Source organism: Paenibacillus sp. 4624 (assembly GCF_050435065.1).
GTDB classification, from domain to species: domain Bacteria; phylum Bacillota; class Bacilli; order Paenibacillales; family Paenibacillaceae; genus Paenibacillus; species Paenibacillus amylolyticus_D.
Map to the genome: position 1 here is coordinate 172,853 of NZ_JBNDJR010000005.1, position 16,732 is coordinate 189,584.

The window sequence follows — 16,732 nt, forward strand, 5'->3', positions numbered from 1 at the left end:
TCAGCTCGATATATTGCGATTGTAGCATCGAACGCGATGCATTTCTTGTCGGAGGTGTAGGATGAATTCAAAACAACTATGGTTTGATCACGCTGCGGAGCGGTGGGAAGAAGCCTTGCCAATCGGAAACGGAACCCTCGGTGGTATGGTATTTGGAAGAACACATCTAGAGAGAGTGCAATTAAATGAAGATAGCCTTTGGTACGGCGGACCGATGGAACGGAGCAATCCGCAAGCACTTCAATCACTGGGTAACATAAGGGAACTTCTGTTTCGTGGACATATTCGGCAGGCAGAAGAACTTGCACTAACTTCATTAGTTGGAGTGCCGGATGGACAGCGGCATTACGAGCCGCTTGGTGATTTCTACGTGGCCATGCATCATGGAGACGAGGGAGCAACGGAGTACCAGAGATATCTTGATTTGGAACAAGGAATTGCTCGCGTTCAGTATACATCAGGCAAATCCAAATACAAGCGAGAATATTTTTCAAGTTATCCTGATCAGGTCATGGCAGTTCGTCTGTCTAGCAGCGTTTCAGGCGAGTTATCTTTCACAGCGTTGTTTGGCAGAGGTTCCGTGTTACAATGGTCGCCGTTATCGGGAGCGCTAAGACATCCGGTCGGATTCCAATCTTTGATTGATCGAATCGAACAACGCAGCAATGGTGATATGATCATCCGGGGAAGAAGCGGGGGAGAAGGGGGAATCCGTTTCTGCTGTGTGATTCGGGTCACGCATGAACAAGGAGAGATTCAGTATTCGGCTGGTCAGCTATCACTGTTAAATGCTGATTCAGCCACCGTGCTAATAGCAGCATGCACCGATTTTCGTTATGCCAAGGAAGAGTTAGAGGTGGAATGTTTACGAAGAATAGATGCGGCTTCTGCCAAGACATATGAACAGTTGCTTCAGGATCATATCACTGACTATCAGTCGCTCTTTAAACGAATGGACTTGCATCTGGAGGGTGAAATCACAGATACCAGTTATATGAATCTACCGATGAATCAACGACTCGCGCGGCTTAGAGCAGGTCAGGATGACCCTGAACTGGTCAGTCTGTATTTTCAGTTCGGGCGTTACTTGTTAATCTCCAGCAGCCGGCCCGGTTCGTTACCGGCCAATCTGCAGGGTATATGGAACAAAGATATGCTTCCGGTATGGGACAGTAAATACACCATTAATATCAATACAGAAATGAACTATTGGCCAGCGGAGAGCTGTAATCTGCCGGAGTGTCACATCCCGTTATTTGATTTTATCGAGCGATTACAGGTGCGTGGAAGGGAAACTGCAAGTAAGATGTATGGCTGCAGCGGATTTGTAGCACATCATAATTCTGACATATGGGCAGATCCTGCTCCCCAGGATGTATGTCTAACGTCGACCTTCTGGACGATGGGCGGCGCATGGTTGTCTCTTCACTTGTGGGATCATTATGAATACGGCAGAGACAAGAATTTTTTGAAAAAAGTGTACGAAACGATGAAAGAGGCGTCCTTGTTTATTCTGGATTTTCTTGTGCAAGACCCTGAGGGGAATCTCACGATTTGTCCTTCATCCTCACCGGAAAATATCTACATACTGGATAATGGTGAGTCGGGTGCAATTTGTTACGGGGCATCGATGGATAACCAGATTATTCGGGAGCTGTTCACTCGTTGTATCGAAAGTACATGCATTCTGCAACAGGATCAGGAATTTGCATCACAGTTGCAAGAAGCATTAACTCGCATTCCAGATATCGCTGTGGGAAAACACGGACAAATTCAAGAGTGGAGCAAGGATTATGATGAACTTGAACCAGGCCATAGACACATATCACACTTGTTTGCCCTCCATCCGGGATCACAGATAAACCCGAAAATGACTCCTGAATTAGCGAAGGCCGCCCGGATTACGCTGGATCGCAGACTGCAACATGGCGGGGGACACACGGGCTGGAGCCGGGCTTGGATTATGAACATGTGGGCTAGACTGGAGCAGGCTGAACATGCACATGATAACGTTATGGAGCTGCTTCGCTCCTCGACATTGCCCAATTTATTCTGCGATCACCCTCCGTTTCAGATTGATGGCAACTTTGGAGGTACGGCGGGCATAGCCGAAATGTTGCTCCAGAGTCACGGCGGCGAGATTCGTTTACTTCCTGCATTGCCAAAGGCATGGCCAAATGGTTCAGTTCGAGGGTTGAGAGCACGCGGCGGATTTGAAGTCGATATAGAATGGTCCGAAGGCAAGCTGCTTCATGCCAACATACGCGCATGCGAAGCAAGTAAAGTCCACGTTTCTTATCTGGATCAACATATGGAACTGGATTTCCAGAGTGCAAAAGATTCAATTATTTTACAAGGAAAAGAGTGGAAGGTAACCTCTTGATTAGGAGGAGGATATAATGTAAATTTCATCTCCATTTCTTAAGCGAAACGTCCGAGTTTAGACTCGACTCCGTTTCGCTTTTTTTATATTATGAAGCAGCTAACTGTACTTTCGCGCAATAAAATCAGCGATTCGTGCAATGAATTTGCAAACGGCAAACGATAGAATGGAAACCATCGTGTATAAATAACTGCAGAAATGTAAGCGGTTTCTAATTATAATTGGAATATACCGTTTTTTGTTGATTTTATTTAACGATTTCGCTTGAAGGGAAGGGGCAGATAATATGTTAAAAGTACTTCTGGTCGACGATGAGATGTATATCCGTAAAGGAATGCATGAACTGATTGATTGGCACAGTCTCGGCATGGAGATTGCGGGGGAAGCAGAGAATGGGCTGGAGGCGCTGAATAAGGCGGAATGTCTACATCCCGATGTCATTATTACCGATATCCGAATGCCTATTTTGGATGGACTCGAGTTAATTCGTGCTGTCGACAAGTCACCTACGCTAGAGCCTGTAATCATTATCATTAGTGGTTACCATGATTTCAAATATGCACAACAAGCGATAAGGTACGGTGTTCAGGATTACATCCTCAAGCCGATTGATGACGAAGAAATGACCGCAACGCTGCAAAAGGCGGCTAACCTGATCCAGAATAAGCGAAAACATGCATTTTTGGAGGAAGGACAGGCTAGTCGAATTATGTTAAAAGACATGATCAAGGGACAGATTCGAAAAGAAGATGAGATCCGATACGCAGAGATGTTAGGTATTGACCATCAGACGTCATTGATCATTGTGCTGTTTGAACTACAAACAGGTTCAGAGCATCGGAAAGTGACCCTTCACCAGGTTAATGACATCCTTCATCCGTTGGCAGATCATCGGTTCAACCTATACGTTATTGAGGAGCAGCTTGGTAGATTTGCCTTGATTGTTCTATTGAAGGAACCCTCTCCAAAACAACGTGTAGTTGAGAAAATTCAATGGATTCAAAACATGCTCAGCGACCATCTTGGCGCAGATGTAGGCTTGTATGCAGGTACATTGGTAGATGACATGACCGATGCACCTCGATCTTACGCGGAAGCAGAGGAAGCATCCAAGCATAAATTCGCAGAATCAGGAAGTGTTATCCATTATACAGAAGTGAAGGATAGAGCGTTATACGTATTTAACATAAATCAGGAAGAGGTTGATCCCCTGATCCTAAGTCTGGAAGAGCGAAATCGCGGGGCTTGTCATGAAATTGTGCAAGATATGTTCAACAAGTTTCACTCTCGCCGGTTTTCTACTCAGGCTGTTACAGGTTCCCTGCTTCGCTGTATTACGGGCATACTCGCGGTTGTGCATGAAATGGGAGGTACGGATGCAGGGTTGCAGAAACTCAAGTTATTAGCCGAACAAGGTCAGGATGGATGGAATTTGCGATTATTAAAAATTGCATTTTTGGATGCATTGGAGGAAGCGGAGGAGTATATTGCGCAGCTGCGGATGGAGCAGTCCAAAGGAGATATTAACAAGATCAAACGATATATCGATTCCCATTACATGGAGAATATCAGTCTCAAAAGCATAGCGGCCCAGTTCTATATGAATCCGGTCTATCTTGGTCGACTTTTCCGCAAAAGTTACAACCAGTATTTTAATGAGTACCTGCTGAATCTTCGGGTTCAAGAGGCACAGAAGTTGCTCCGCCAGACGGATCTGAGAATGTATGAGGTCGCAGCCCGGATCGGCTTTCAGAATGCGGACTATTTTGTGACGCAGTTTGAGAAAATCGTCAATATGACCCCAACAGCCTACCGTAATCTTCTGAAAGAGGATGGACAGCGGGGGGCCCAATGATTAGATGGAAATGGAATTACATGAAGCTTCGGGATAAATTGTTGCTGATGTACGTGTTATCCGTGTTCATCCCGATTGTTGTGACGAATGTCGTTTTCTATCAAGTAACCACAGCAAATATCCGTAGCCAGAAAACTCGTGATGCCGGAATGGCGTTAAACAACCTGAAGAACGAATTGCGTGTGACGATTGATCAAGGGGTAGGTCTGTCTTATTCGCTCTATGCTGATCCTGTATTTAATGACACGTTATCTCGTTCGTTCGAAAGTAACTCGGAGTATATTCGGGCATATAACTCCTATCTCAAAGGAGAGTTCTCCGGTCAACTGAGTCAAGGCATTCGCTGGTACCAAGTGTATACCGATAATCCAACGATTTTGTCCTCAGGCTACATTGAACACTTAAATGAAGCGGTTCGCAACAGTAGCTGGTACAAACAATTACAGGATAATGTTGTTCCTTATCCAACTTTGATTGCAACCGATCAGATGTTAAGTCTCGTGCAGCGGTTAAATAATCTGAACACGGGTGGTATCGAACAGCTACTCAAAATTGACTTTAATATGGATCTACTTCATGAGCAATTTCGTAACAGCGGCTTTGATGGCAAAGTGTATTTGGTTGATCCGGGGGGGCACATTCGCTTTTCGAATGATTCGAGAACAGAGAATGTTTCAGTTGGACAACTATACCGGGAGATGGAATTCCCTAATAAAACGATTCGATTTGATCGTGTTTATTCTGGCATTAACTATTTAGAAGGATGGTCCCTGCAAGGTGTGATGGACGAGGAAATTGTGTTACAGGAAGTTCGTAAATCACGATCCTTCGTCGTCTGGCTGGCCTGCATCAATTTTGTGCTGCCTTCTATTATCATTGCGGCGATGTCCCGATCCATTCACGTTAGACTGGTACGTATTCTCAAACATATGAAAAAAGTAAAAACGCAAAATTTTCAGACCATTCCTCCAGAAGATGCAAGGGACGAGATTGGTCAATTGACAACGGAATTCAACCGGATGACTGAGACGATTCGGAACCTGATTGATGAAGTATACCTTGCGGATATTCAAAAAAAAGATTTGGAGCTTAAACAGCAGCAGGCGCAGCTTCATGCATTGCATAGTCAGATTAATCCACATTTCCTGTTTAACACGCTTGAATCTGTGCGGATGCGCAGCCTGATCAAGGGCGAGAAAGAGACCGCTAAGATTGTGCATCATATGGCCAAAATGTTCCGTAAGTCCATTAGCTGGAATCAGCATGACGTGACTGTGAAGGAGGAATTGGAGCTAATCGACAGCTTTTTGCAAATCCAGAAATATCGCTTTGGAGAAAAACTTCAGTATTACATTGAGGCTGATCCTGCCGCATTAAAGTACCGAATTCCGAAAATGGTCATCCTGCCGTTTGTGGAAAATGCGAGCATACATGGTATTGAATCTACACCGGGTGAAGGAATTATTCGGCTATTTGTTCAATTGGAGGGTCAGAATCTTCATATCGGGCTGGAGGATAACGGTATTGGCATGTCCGAAGCCAGATTGAAAGAATTGGTAGGATATCTGGAACAGAATATGGATATAGGTGAGCATGTAGGAATGAAAAATGCCTATAGCCGGTTGAAACTTTGTTACAAAGATCGATTCTCTTTTTCTATACAATCAGAGGAAGACAAGGGGACATGTATTCAAATCTGGCTTCCACTGGATGGGGATGAGCCGGAAGGCGAATGATAGTTCGATATACTTTTTTAAGAACAATGTACAGTTTTGTAGGTAACTATGAAAGCGTTATCTTGATATATTGAAAATGCTTACATACATCGTTTAACTAAAAAGGGGGAACAAAACACATGTTAAAACCGCTTTTGAAAACGACAGGACTAGCCGTATTGCTGGCATCCCTGTTGGCTGGGTGCTCGTCTGGAAGCTCATCTCCAGGGGCCTCATCTACAGGAAAAGAAGATGATAACAGCCCTGTCACATTCTCGTATTATATGTTTTCTTCTGGCAAGAAAGACATTTTGGCAAGTGAAACGGCGATTGGTAAAGAGCTGCAGAAGCAGACGGGTGTGGACTTTAAAATGGAATATCTGGTTGGTGACAGTGCCACAAAGGCTGGGGTTATGATTGCGAGCGGTGACTATCCTGATGTTATCGCCTCCAGCGGAGAGATGTCCAAATTGCTGGATGCCGGAGCTTACATTCCGTTAGATGATCTGATCGAAAAATACGGTCCGAATATTAAGAAAGTGTATGGACCTTACTTCGACAAAATGAGAAACCCGGAAGACGGTAAAATTTATGCGCTGCCTTATACAGCCAACCAGGGCGAATATTCAGGCAGTCCTAACATTGGCGGAGGAGCTTTCTGGATTCAACGTTCTGTACTGAAGGAATTTAACTATCCTAAAATTACGACGCTTGATGAATATTTTGATCTGATCGAGGATTACAAAGAGAAGCATCCGAAGGTTGACGGAGCAGAAACCATCGGTTTTGTGTCGCTTGCTGGTGTAGCCAATAACTTCTTCACCCTGCAGAATCCGGCCATGCACCTTGCAGGATATCCAAACGACGGCGGCGTTATGGTAGATATGAAAACCCATGTCGCAAGAACGGTTTCGGGCACGGAAGAACAGAAACGCTGGATCAAAAAACTGAATGAAATTAACGCAAAAGGTTTACTTGATCCGGAATCATTCACGATGAATAAGGATCAGTATTTAGCGAAACTGACCTCGGGTCGGGTTCTCGGTTATTTTAACTACGCATGGCAGGTTGGAGATGCAACCAATAACTTGCTTGCGGCAGGCATTGACGAGAAGCGGTATGCACCTCTGCCAATCGTCTTTGACAAAAACATCAAAGACCAATACATTGATCCTCCTGGCTTTGTAAACAACTATGCAACCGGAATTAGCGTGAATGCGAAAGACCCTGAACGGATCATCAAGTATTTTGATAATTTGCTCAAAGAAGAGAATCAGATCCTCGTGCAGTGGGGTATCAAGGATCAAACATACAGCGTAGATGAAAAGGGCCGCTTCTATTACGCCAATGATGAGCAGCGGAAAATGCATGACGATGTAGAACTGAGCCGCAAATTCGGCTTTGCTTATTTCGCCAATGACTGGCCGCGTTATGGTACAGAATCCACGCTGTCTGATGGGAACGCATACAATCCAGGTAATCAGCCGGAAGTTGTCGCAGCAACATATACCGAAGGAGATAAAAAATTCCTTGATGCTTATGGCATCGAAACGTTCAGTGAACTGTTCAACAAGCCGGAAGAGCGTCCGTGGTTCCCTGCATGGTCCATTGCTCTTGAGCAGGGTTCACCTGAACAGGTGTTCACCACCAAATCAGATGATATACAGCGCAAATATTTGCCTGAGATGATTCTGAGCGCACCTTCAAACTTCGACAATATTTGGAATGCTTACATGGCCGAATTCAGCAAGCTGGATAAAGCAGGTTACGAGAAAAAAATGACTGAGGTCATTCAAAATCGCGTTGCTGGCAAGTGGTAATTCGATCCAACAAAAATAAAAAAATATAAAACAAACTGTTACGTGCGCTGGAGAAAAAGGGGCACAGCCCTCTATAACAACCTTTCTCCGCGCACGAATAACAGAAAAGGGAAAGGAGTATCTGCATCGTGGAGGAACCAAACGTACCCCTTCAATCGATTCCACGGGCTTCCCGTCCAAAGGGTGATCGAGGAAACAGCTTCTACAAACGACTGCTTCAGCAGCGTAGCTTGGCATTTATGTGTATTCCTTTTGTGATTTGGGCGTTTGTATTTAAATATTTGCCGTTATGGGGCTGGACGATGGCGTTCCAGAACTTCAAACCGGCAAGAGCTTTCGCAGATCAGCAGTGGGTAGGAATGAAGCATTTCCAGACCCTGTTTGAAGATAATACGTTCTATCGGGTGCTGCGAAATACGCTGGTGATGAGTTCCATCAAGCTGGTACTCGGATTTGTTACAGCGATTACGCTGGCACTTCTGTTAAACGAGCTGAAAAATATCGTTTTTAAACGTTTTGTACAAACGGTCAGTTACCTGCCTCACTTTATCTCCTGGGTTGTTGCTTCAAGTATTGTGCTTACTGTACTTTCACCTGATGGTATCATCAACCTCATTCTTATGAAACTGCACTTGATAGACAGTCCAGTGCTGTGGATGGGCAAAGGGGAGTATTTCTGGGGCATACTTGGGGCCACCGAAGTATGGAAAGACGTCGGCTGGAACACGATCATCTATCTGGCGGCCATTACAGCCATTGATCCTGCTCAGTATGAGGCAGCTGAGATTGACGGAGCCAGTCGTTTCAAACGTATGCTGTACATTACACTGCCTGGTTTGAAGCCGGTTATCGTGATTTTGCTGATTATGAATATGGGAAGCATCCTCGAATCTGGGTTCGAACCTCAATATTTGCTGGGCAACGGAATGAATATGGATTATTCAGAGAACCTGGATATCTTTGTTTTGAAGTATGGTTTGGGAATGGGGAACTTCTCTTTGGGTACAGCGGCAGGGATTTTCAAAACTGTGGTCAGCTTCATCTTCCTCTTTACCGCCAACTATATCGCCAAAAAAATGGGAGAAAGCAGACTATTCTAAGAGGAGGCCTAGGCCATGCCAAAAGCAAAATCATCCCGCTTGCGGAACAGCAGTGCCGGGGACCGGGCGTTTGATGCCATTAATATCACTTTCATGATCTGTTTGATGATTGTTACAATTTATCCGTTTATTAATATGATCGCTGTTTCGCTGAATAATGCAAATGATGCGATTCGCGGAGGTATTTATCTGTGGCCTCGGGAGTGGACACTGGATAACTACAAATATATTTTTGGAGAATCCGACATCTACCATGCCACGCTGATCTCGGCGCTTCGTACAATTATCGGAACGATCGTGTCTGTTTTCTGTACGGCGATGCTTGCTTATACACTCAGCAGGCAGGAATTTGTGCTTCGTAAGTTCGTGACGATGTTTTTTGTCTTCACAATGTACTTCAGCGGAGGACTGATTCCGGGTTATCTGTTGATCCGTGATCTCGGCCTGATTGGCTCTTTCTGGGTCTATATCATTCCGGGTATCATCGGTGTGTTCAATATGATTGTAATTCGTTCCTTTATTGAAGGTTTGCCTGAAGGCATTCTGGAGTCGGCCCGAATTGACGGAGCCGGGGAATTTACGACATTTATTCGAGTAGTGCTGCCGTTAACGATTCCGGCCATGGCTACCGTTTCCCTTTTCGTCGCAGTCGGTCAGTGGAACTCTTGGTTTGACGTCTTCCTGTACAACTCTTCCAATAAGGAACTCAGCACGCTGCAGTATGAATTGATGAAGATTCTGCAAACTTCTACGACAGCAGCAACTTCATCAGCAAGTGATGTGTATCAGGCTGCCGAGAACAGCGGCGTAGCCGTGACGCCGACTTCCATTCGAGCAACGATGACCATAATAGCAAGTGTGCCAATCCTGATGGTCTATCCGTTCCTTCAGAAATATTTCGTACAAGGTATGACTATTGGAGGCGTAAAGGGATAAAAGTTAAGGTTAAGGTTGATGTGTTCGAATTTTAATTGTCGGGAGATGAGACATCGTGAATGCTTTGATCAAAAAATCACTCTGTACGATGCTTGCAGCTATGACAGCACTGCCTCTGTTTTACGTACCCGTTTCTTCTAAAGTGTCTGCTGCAAACGATGCTGTAATTAATGTAACTGCACCTAAACAAGTGATTCGGGGTTTTGGAGGTATGACGCATTCCGGCTGGATTGGTGATCTCACTGCGTCTGAGCGGGAGACGGCCTTTGGCAATGGACCTAACCAGCTTGGATTTTCTGTACTACGAATTCCGATTGATGAGAACAGGAACAACTGGCTACGGGAAGTGGAGACTGCGAAAAAGGCGATTGAGCATGGTGCGATTGTATTTGCATCTCCTTGGAATCCACCAACAGATATGACGGAACTGGTCACCCTGGGCACTACTTCGGGCGGTGGTTCAACGTATGAAGCTGAATCTTTGACAACGTTGACTGGTGCAGTAGCGGGGAGTTCTTTTACAGGATATACAGGATCAGGTTATGTTTCTTTCCAAAACGCGAGTGGCTCGGCTGTTCAGTGGAATACGATTCTGATTGGCAGCACCGGCACCAAAAACATTAAAATTCGATATTCACTTCCATCAGGAACGAGCAACCTGGATGTCTACGTGAACGGCACATTAGCGCTTAGTAACATACCATTTGAAGCTACAGGCAGTGGAAACACATGGAAGGACAAATCGATTCAGGTACCGATGGTGAATGGCACAAGCACGTTGAAGCTGGTTACTACAGGAACGGGTGGACCAAACATCGATAACATCAACGTAACTGCATATACACAGATTACACAGGCCAAACGACTCAAGTACGACAAGTACGAGGCTTACGCTCAATATTTGAATGAATTTGATACATTTATGAAAAATAACGGCGTGAACTTGTACGCGATTTCCGTACAAAACGAGCCGGACTATGCACATGACTGGACATGGTGGTCTCCAGAGGAAATGCTTCGTTTCATGAAAGAAAACGCGGGTTCCATCAACAATCGGGTCATTGCCCCGGAATCCTTCTCTTATGTGAAAAACATGTCGGACCCTATTTTGAATGATCCGCAAGCCCTTGCGAATATGGATATTCTGGGGGCACATACGTATGGTACACAATACAGCGACTTTCCGTATCCGTTATTCGAACAAAAGGGAGCAGGAAAAGAGCTTTGGATGACGGAAGTTTACTATCCAAACAGTGAAACTAATTCAGCAGATCGCTGGCCTGAAGCGCTCGGGGTAGCGGAGCATATGTACAACGCGATGGTTGAAGGTAATTTTCAGACGTATGTATGGTGGTATATCCGTAGAAATTATGGGCCGATTAAAGAAGACGGAACGATAAGTAAACGTGGCTACAGTATGGCTCATTACTCCAAATTCGTACGTCCGGGTGATGTCAGAGTAGATGCAACCAAAAATCCGGCAAACGGCGTGTATGTATCTGCATACAAGGGAGCGAATAACAAGATCGTTATCGTGGCTATTAACAAAAACACTTCAAGCGTGAATCAGCGATTCACCGTGCAAAATGGAACAGCCTCTGCTGTATCCTCCTGGGTAACCGACAGCACACGAAATCTGGCAGCTGGCTCTGCCCTGCAGATGTCCGGAAACGGATTCTCAGCAGATCTGCCAGCCCAAAGTGTAACAACATTTGTTGTGCAGCCTTAAGGCAGATGTGAATAAAGAGAACAAGGCAAGAAGTTAAAGAGCAAGTATAGATATAAGGAAGAGAAGAACGAGGAAAAGAAGTGAATAGAAGTCAAAAGAAGTTAAAAAAAGATAGTAGAAGATAGTAGAACGGGCTGCCCTTAGGCAGCCTGTTCTATTATGACCATAACTCTAATGTGAATTCGTCAATCTCTTGCTCTGCTTCGCGCATTAAATCAACCACCTGATCTGCATAATCACCGAGCTTTTCTCTGCTTATATCAAAATGGCTCCAGCGGATCGTCAGCGGCATGTTGGCTTCACCTGTCAGGGCATCCCATAGTGCATCCAGATTGTGTCCGTAGTGCTCGTCCAATTGCAATTTATCCTGCAACCACTGATGGAGTGATTCCCGATTAAGAAGGTAACGACCGTCGATCTGAATGATATTCATGTGTTCCTCCGTTATTTGATCTGTTGAAAGGTCTTATAATGATCGGTGGTTTGATAGATTAAACCGTCACTTGAATATAGAATCCGGTCACTTCCACGTTTTCCACCAGTATAATGGATATCCGCTTCATACCAGATCCGACCTTTTTTATTGGGAAGCAACCCTTCGCGATTTCTGAATACGTCACCGCCAATGCTCTTTCCCGGAGCTACCTTATCCAGATTGCCTTCACTAGGCTCCCAGCCCAGCTTACGAGCCTCTTTTTTCGTAATGTAATTGGGCGGGAGTTCATGATGCTCTTTGATATAATCGGCGACCTCTTGAAATCCCATCTCTTTGGAGGGCTGACCAGCGTGAGAACCGGTATTGGTATTGGTAATGAACTGTGAGGTGCAACCTGCCACCAGCAATACGGAAAGCAAAATGAACAGTGGATACAACCATTTTCTTAAAAGCATGTTCTGATCTCCTTTTAATGATGACAATGCTTTTAATGGTAATCGGTTTCCGGCAACAAATCAATTCTAACCTCGGCTTGCCGATATCTCGTATATTTTCCTGGCGAGGTTCCAACGATTTTGGTAAAGCTGCGAATGAAGTTGGCATAGTCACTAAAACCTGACTGGAAGCAGACATCTGTGATACTCAGTCCATCTGACAGGAGTGTTTTGGCAAGTTCAATGCGTCTACCTAAAATGTAGGAGCGAAGCGTAAGTCCGGTATGCTTTTTAAATTGTCGGCTGATCGAGGTGCTATTCATATAAAATTGTTCGGCTAAGTCGCCAAGAGTTATATGTTGTGTGATGTGTTCTTCAATATATTCCATCGTTCTGCACACTAGTTCAGGCATGATATCTTGAGGTACAAAGGAATTATGCTGAAACCACTGGTTGATCAGAACAAGCAGTTGTGCCATGGCGGCATTGGTCTGCACATCTGAACCATATTTATTAGAATCGGCTGATTCTTCAATCTGACGGGTCCAATACAGAAGTTGGTTTAACTGATCCTCATGCAGATGAATGATGTTGCCACTTCCTTCAGGACGATGATCAAAACAAGATAATAAATTCGTTAAAACCGTGGAAAGCTGGCAGACATAAGTTTTCTTGAGGTTAATCGTGATTCGCTCATATTCAGCCTCGTCCACAATAAGTGTCCGATGCATCTCCTCAGGTGAAATGACAAGCAAGTCGCCGCGCTGCATGGGATAACAACGATGATCGACATAGAAGTGCACATTTCCTTTCAGGAATATGTAGATTTCATACGCATTGTGGCGGTGATAACGGGAATCGTATCTGTAAGTTGTTAGGGGGTGACGGTACAACAGCTCTGGCTGGATCGCATCATAAAAATAATCAGAAGACATATCGCAGAAGCACCTCCTGTCATTTGGCGCAATAAAACATGCAAACTACGCAATGAAATTGGACTTAGTTTCACTTAAAATGTAATCATCCTATCATGAAAACGTTTGATTTGCAAACGCTTTCTATTTGTTATGCCCTAATATTAGATATCAAAGTAGATTTGAAGATAATGGCAAGATCATTCTATTCACGGGAGGAAATGAAATGAATAAAGAAACGATGACACAAGCTGGCGAGCAGAAGTCTGAACCTGGCTTAACAACTGATTTGCAACATACAAAAAAGGAAATTGGGAAGCTTCGTCCCAACGCCAATCCTCTAATGGCACACAAATTTGGAGCCGATCCATATGCACTCGTGTTTAATAACCGGGTCTACCTCTATATGACCAGTGATAAACTGGAGTATGACGCGAATGAAATTCCTCAGAAAAACAGTTATCAGTCAATCAATAAAATTACAGTTATCTCATCGGATGATTTGATCAACTGGACAGATCATGGGGAGATCAAAGTAGCAGGTCCGGAAGGAGCAGCTACTTGGGCTTCCCAATCTTGGGCTCCAGCAGCGGCACATCGCAGTTTGAACGGCGAAGATCGTTTTTATTTGTATTTTGCCAATAATGCCAGCGGTATAGGTGTCCTGAGCGCACCAACACCTATAGGGCCTTGGACAGATCCAATCGGAAAGGCTTTGGTGACAAGAGAAACGCCGGGTGTTGAAGACGTAACCTGGTTATTTGATCCTGCTGTGCTTGTGGATGATGACCATCAAGCTTATCTTTATTTTGGTGGAGGCGTGCCCGAGGGGAAGCCAGAGCGTCCCGATACGGCGCGAGTGATGAGACTTGGAACGGATATGGTCAGTGTTGAGGGTAAAGCCAAGATCATTCCTGCTCCCTTTATGTTTGAAAATTCGGGGATACATAAATATGATAACATCTACTATTACACGTATTGCTCTAACTTTTTCCAAGTGGAACGTGACGAGGATAGCCCGTCGCCGGGAGAAATTGCATACATGACAAGTGCGCAGCCGATGGGTCCATGGACGTATCAGGGAACAATCCTTAAAAACCCGGGTCACTTCTTCGGAATTGGCGGTAACAATCATCATGCCATCTTCCCGCTGGGGAATCAGTGGTATATTGCTTATCATGCGCAGACTCTGTGCCAAGCGATGGATATTCCGGAAGGATATCGTTCCACACATCTGAACAAGGTGCAGTATGAAGATACAAGTGGAAGAATCAAAGCAATTCAAGCGGACTACAAAGGTGTAGAGCAACTGAAATCATTCAATCCATATCAAAAGGTCAGCGGGTCAACGATGGGCTGGAATGCGGGAGTAAACACGCGTCAATTAAGCGGCTCGGGTTCGGAGCAAGTAGAAAAAGGAGAGTCTGCGAGGCAAGATGAGGTTGTCAGTGTGTTGCATGGGGGAAGCTGGATCGCCATCTCGCGTGTAGATTTTGGTCAAAAAGGGGCGGCAAGTTTTACTATAACCGTATGCAGTCAAGGCGGGCCATGTACTCTTGAACTTCGACTAGGACGTGAAGACGGTGAGTTAATTGGGAAGGTACATGTTCCTGGATCAGCGGAAAGCCAAGAGTGGATCGAGACATTAACATCAGTAACTGGCGCTCAGCATGAACACGATCTCTATCTTGTACTGAAGCCATCAGAACAAAACCCGTGTATCCTTTTAAAGCACTGGATGTTTGAAGAAGCCTAGCATCATGAAGGGATTTATCCCATTGAATGGAGAGCTGGAGTCAGACAGAACAGATAGGATGCAGAACTCCAAAAAAAGAGGTGTTTTAAACGATGTATTCAAATCCGATTATATGGGCCGATTATCCGGATGTGGACGTCATTCGGGTTGAAGATACGTATTATATGGTAAGTACGACCATGCATATGATGCCTGGATGTGTTATCTTGCGCTCGTACGACCTGATCCAATGGGAAACAGCTGCGTATGTGTATGACAGACTGGATAACACACCAGCGCAGCGGTTGGAGAACGGGGAGCAGATCTATGGCAAAGGAATGTGGGCAGCTTCACTCCGTTATCATCAAGGCAAGTATTACGTCATCTTTGTAGCCAATGACACACGTAAGACATATCTGTATACTTCTGAAACGATAACAGGGCCTTGGACTAAACAGATTGTAGAAGGATTCTATCATGACTGCTCGTTATTTTTTGATGATGATGAACGGGTGTATCTGGTGCATGGTAATCGAGAGATTCACTTGACCGAATTAAAAACCGATCTGTCCGGTCCCAAGCCGGAGGGGAGGCATCGTATCATAGTGACAGACCATCAGCCACACTACTTGGGGTATGAAGGTGCACATTTTTACAAAATTGAAGGCATCTATTATGTCTTCCTGATCCATATGACGAAGGCAGCAGGGCGAAGAACGCAAGCTTGTTACAGGGCGGATACGCTGGATGGTACATTTGTTGGCGGAGAAGTGTTCGATGATGATATGGGATACTTTAATTCAGGGGTCGCTCAAGGCGGCATCGTGGATACACCGGATGGTGACTGGTACGCTGTGCTTTTTCAAGACCATGGGGCTGTAGGGAGAATTCCTGTTCTGGTACCGATGCGTTTCGAGGAGGGGGCACCCGTATTTTCAGAAGAGGCTCCGAAACAAATCGATCTGACCAGTACAAGGCCGGACTACCGTTACCAACCGCTGGTTGCAAGTGATCGTTTCGAATATACGTTGGATGATCAGGGCAAGGTGCGGCTTCGGGACGTTTGGCAATGGAATCATACGCCGCATGATGATTTATGGTCTGTTACGGAAGTACCGGGAGTGTATCGAATTCGGACGGGTCAACTTAGCCCTAACCTGACATTTGCAGTGAACACACTCACTCAGCGTGCCATGGGTCCGGCTTGTGCAGCGTCAGTAACATTGGATGGCAGTGGACTGAATGATGGTGATTATGCAGGTCTATGTTTTTTGATTGGCACCTATGGTTTGATCGCAATGACCAAGAATGCAGGTCAGTACTACCTCGTTATGCAGGCTAGAGTGAGTCAGGATACCAGCATATTTGGCAGTATGATTGACCAGGAGCCTGCCACAGAGTACGCCCGTATACCTGTATCAGGACCTCTAGTGAAACTGCAAGCCTCAGCCAATTTTGTAGATAATCAAGATGAATGTCGTTTTGCCTATCTCGATGGGCCAGAATGGAAGAACCTCGGGACTCCGCACAAAATGGTTTACAAGCTGGATCATTTTATGGGTTGCAGAATTGGATTGTTCCTGTTCTCTACACAAGAGATTGGAGGCATGGCCGACTTTTCGAATTTTGAATATCATATCGCTCCATAAATCCGTGCTCAGAGTTATAAATAAAA

At 45.0% G+C, this 16,732-nt stretch carries 12 protein-coding genes; 9 read left to right on the forward strand and 3 right to left on the reverse strand.

Features of this window, described 5'->3' with window-relative positions:
- The first annotated feature begins 61 nt into the window (after nucleotides 1-61).
- The 7 genes from ABIE27_RS13610 (at nucleotide 62) to ABIE27_RS13640 (ending at nucleotide 11,538) form a co-directional block, all read left to right on the forward strand.
- The gene (locus ABIE27_RS13610) at nucleotides 62-2,383 is read left to right on the forward strand and encodes a glycoside hydrolase family 95 protein (RefSeq protein ID WP_429350707.1); all 2,322 of its coding nucleotides are present in this window, start codon (nucleotides 62-64) and stop codon (nucleotides 2,381-2,383) included.
- A 286-nt stretch (nucleotides 2,384-2,669) separates the two neighbouring features.
- Nucleotides 2,670-4,238, forward strand: coding sequence for a response regulator (locus tag ABIE27_RS13615; protein WP_429350708.1), 1,569 nt, complete (start codon nucleotides 2,670-2,672; stop codon nucleotides 4,236-4,238).
- The gene (locus ABIE27_RS13620; RefSeq protein WP_123063493.1) at nucleotides 4,235-5,974 is read left to right on the forward strand and encodes a sensor histidine kinase; all 1,740 of its coding nucleotides are present in this window, start codon (nucleotides 4,235-4,237) and stop codon (nucleotides 5,972-5,974) included. Before ABIE27_RS13615 ends, ABIE27_RS13620 begins: the two co-directional genes overlap by 4 nt.
- Nucleotides 5,975-6,093: 119 nt before the next feature.
- A complete protein-coding gene (locus ABIE27_RS13625; RefSeq protein WP_123063492.1) occupies nucleotides 6,094-7,773 on the forward strand; it encodes an ABC transporter substrate-binding protein in 1,680 nt (559 codons plus the stop codon).
- A gap of 158 nt (nucleotides 7,774-7,931) precedes the next feature.
- A complete protein-coding gene (locus ABIE27_RS13630; protein WP_240036724.1) occupies nucleotides 7,932-8,873 on the forward strand; it encodes an ABC transporter permease in 942 nt (313 codons plus the stop codon).
- 15 nt (nucleotides 8,874-8,888) lie between these two features.
- On the forward strand, nucleotides 8,889-9,809 hold the full coding sequence (locus ABIE27_RS13635; protein WP_123063490.1) for a carbohydrate ABC transporter permease: 921 nt from the start codon (nucleotides 8,889-8,891) through the stop codon (nucleotides 9,807-9,809).
- 418 nt (nucleotides 9,810-10,227) lie between these two features.
- Nucleotides 10,228-11,538 (forward strand): carbohydrate-binding protein, encoded by a 1,311-nt coding sequence (locus ABIE27_RS13640; protein WP_429350823.1) that lies wholly within the window; start codon nucleotides 10,228-10,230, stop codon nucleotides 11,536-11,538.
- Nucleotides 11,539-11,695: 157 nt separating this feature from the next.
- Here the strand turns inward: ABIE27_RS13640 and ABIE27_RS13645 are convergent, their stop codons facing one another.
- The 3 genes from ABIE27_RS13645 to ABIE27_RS13655 are packed head-to-tail and all read right to left on the reverse strand — an operon-like array spanning nucleotide 11,696 to nucleotide 13,343.
- Nucleotides 11,696-11,971, reverse strand: a complete 276-nt coding sequence (locus ABIE27_RS13645) for a barstar family protein (protein WP_123063488.1) — start codon at nucleotides 11,969-11,971, stop codon at nucleotides 11,696-11,698.
- An 11-nt stretch (nucleotides 11,972-11,982) separates the two neighbouring features.
- Nucleotides 11,983-12,429, reverse strand: a complete 447-nt coding sequence (locus ABIE27_RS13650; RefSeq protein WP_123063487.1) for a ribonuclease domain-containing protein — start codon at nucleotides 12,427-12,429, stop codon at nucleotides 11,983-11,985.
- 32 nt (nucleotides 12,430-12,461) lie between these two features.
- Nucleotides 12,462-13,343 (reverse strand): helix-turn-helix domain-containing protein, encoded by an 882-nt coding sequence (locus ABIE27_RS13655; RefSeq protein ID WP_429350709.1) that lies wholly within the window; start codon nucleotides 13,341-13,343, stop codon nucleotides 12,462-12,464.
- Between the two features lie 205 nt (nucleotides 13,344-13,548).
- Between ABIE27_RS13655 and ABIE27_RS13660 the strand changes: the two genes are divergently transcribed.
- Both ABIE27_RS13660 and ABIE27_RS13665 read left to right on the forward strand, forming a co-directional pair.
- Nucleotides 13,549-15,078 (forward strand): glycoside hydrolase family 43 protein, encoded by a 1,530-nt coding sequence (locus tag ABIE27_RS13660; RefSeq protein ID WP_429350710.1) that lies wholly within the window; start codon nucleotides 13,549-13,551, stop codon nucleotides 15,076-15,078.
- A 92-nt stretch (nucleotides 15,079-15,170) separates the two neighbouring features.
- Complete coding sequence (locus ABIE27_RS13665; RefSeq protein WP_429350711.1) at nucleotides 15,171-16,706, forward strand: family 43 glycosylhydrolase; 1,536 nt, start codon at nucleotides 15,171-15,173, stop codon at nucleotides 16,704-16,706.
- Nucleotides 16,707-16,732: the final 26 nt, after the last annotated feature.

Excerpts from the sequence above, each read along its gene's own strand:
- ABIE27_RS13640 (WP_429350823.1), top strand. The coding sequence starts at position 10,228 with ATGACGGAACTGGTCACCCTGGGCACTACTTCGGGCGGTGGTTCAACG.
- ABIE27_RS13650 (WP_123063487.1), bottom strand. The coding sequence starts at position 12,429 with ATGCTTTTAAGAAAATGGTTGTATCCACTGTTCATTTTGCTTTCCGTA.
- ABIE27_RS13660 (WP_429350710.1), top strand. The coding sequence starts at position 13,549 with ATGAATAAAGAAACGATGACACAAGCTGGCGAGCAGAAGTCTGAACCT.
- ABIE27_RS13610 (WP_429350707.1), top strand. The coding sequence starts at position 62 with ATGAATTCAAAACAACTATGGTTTGATCACGCTGCGGAGCGGTGGGAA.
- ABIE27_RS13625 (WP_123063492.1), top strand. The coding sequence starts at position 6,094 with ATGTTAAAACCGCTTTTGAAAACGACAGGACTAGCCGTATTGCTGGCA.
- ABIE27_RS13665 (WP_429350711.1), top strand. The coding sequence starts at position 15,171 with ATGTATTCAAATCCGATTATATGGGCCGATTATCCGGATGTGGACGTC.
- ABIE27_RS13635 (WP_123063490.1), top strand. The coding sequence starts at position 8,889 with ATGCCAAAAGCAAAATCATCCCGCTTGCGGAACAGCAGTGCCGGGGAC.
- ABIE27_RS13620 (WP_123063493.1), top strand. The coding sequence starts at position 4,235 with ATGATTAGATGGAAATGGAATTACATGAAGCTTCGGGATAAATTGTTG.
- ABIE27_RS13655 (WP_429350709.1), bottom strand. The coding sequence starts at position 13,343 with ATGTCTTCTGATTATTTTTATGATGCGATCCAGCCAGAGCTGTTGTAC.
- ABIE27_RS13645 (WP_123063488.1), bottom strand. The coding sequence starts at position 11,971 with ATGAATATCATTCAGATCGACGGTCGTTACCTTCTTAATCGGGAATCA.
- ABIE27_RS13615 (WP_429350708.1), top strand. The coding sequence starts at position 2,670 with ATGTTAAAAGTACTTCTGGTCGACGATGAGATGTATATCCGTAAAGGA.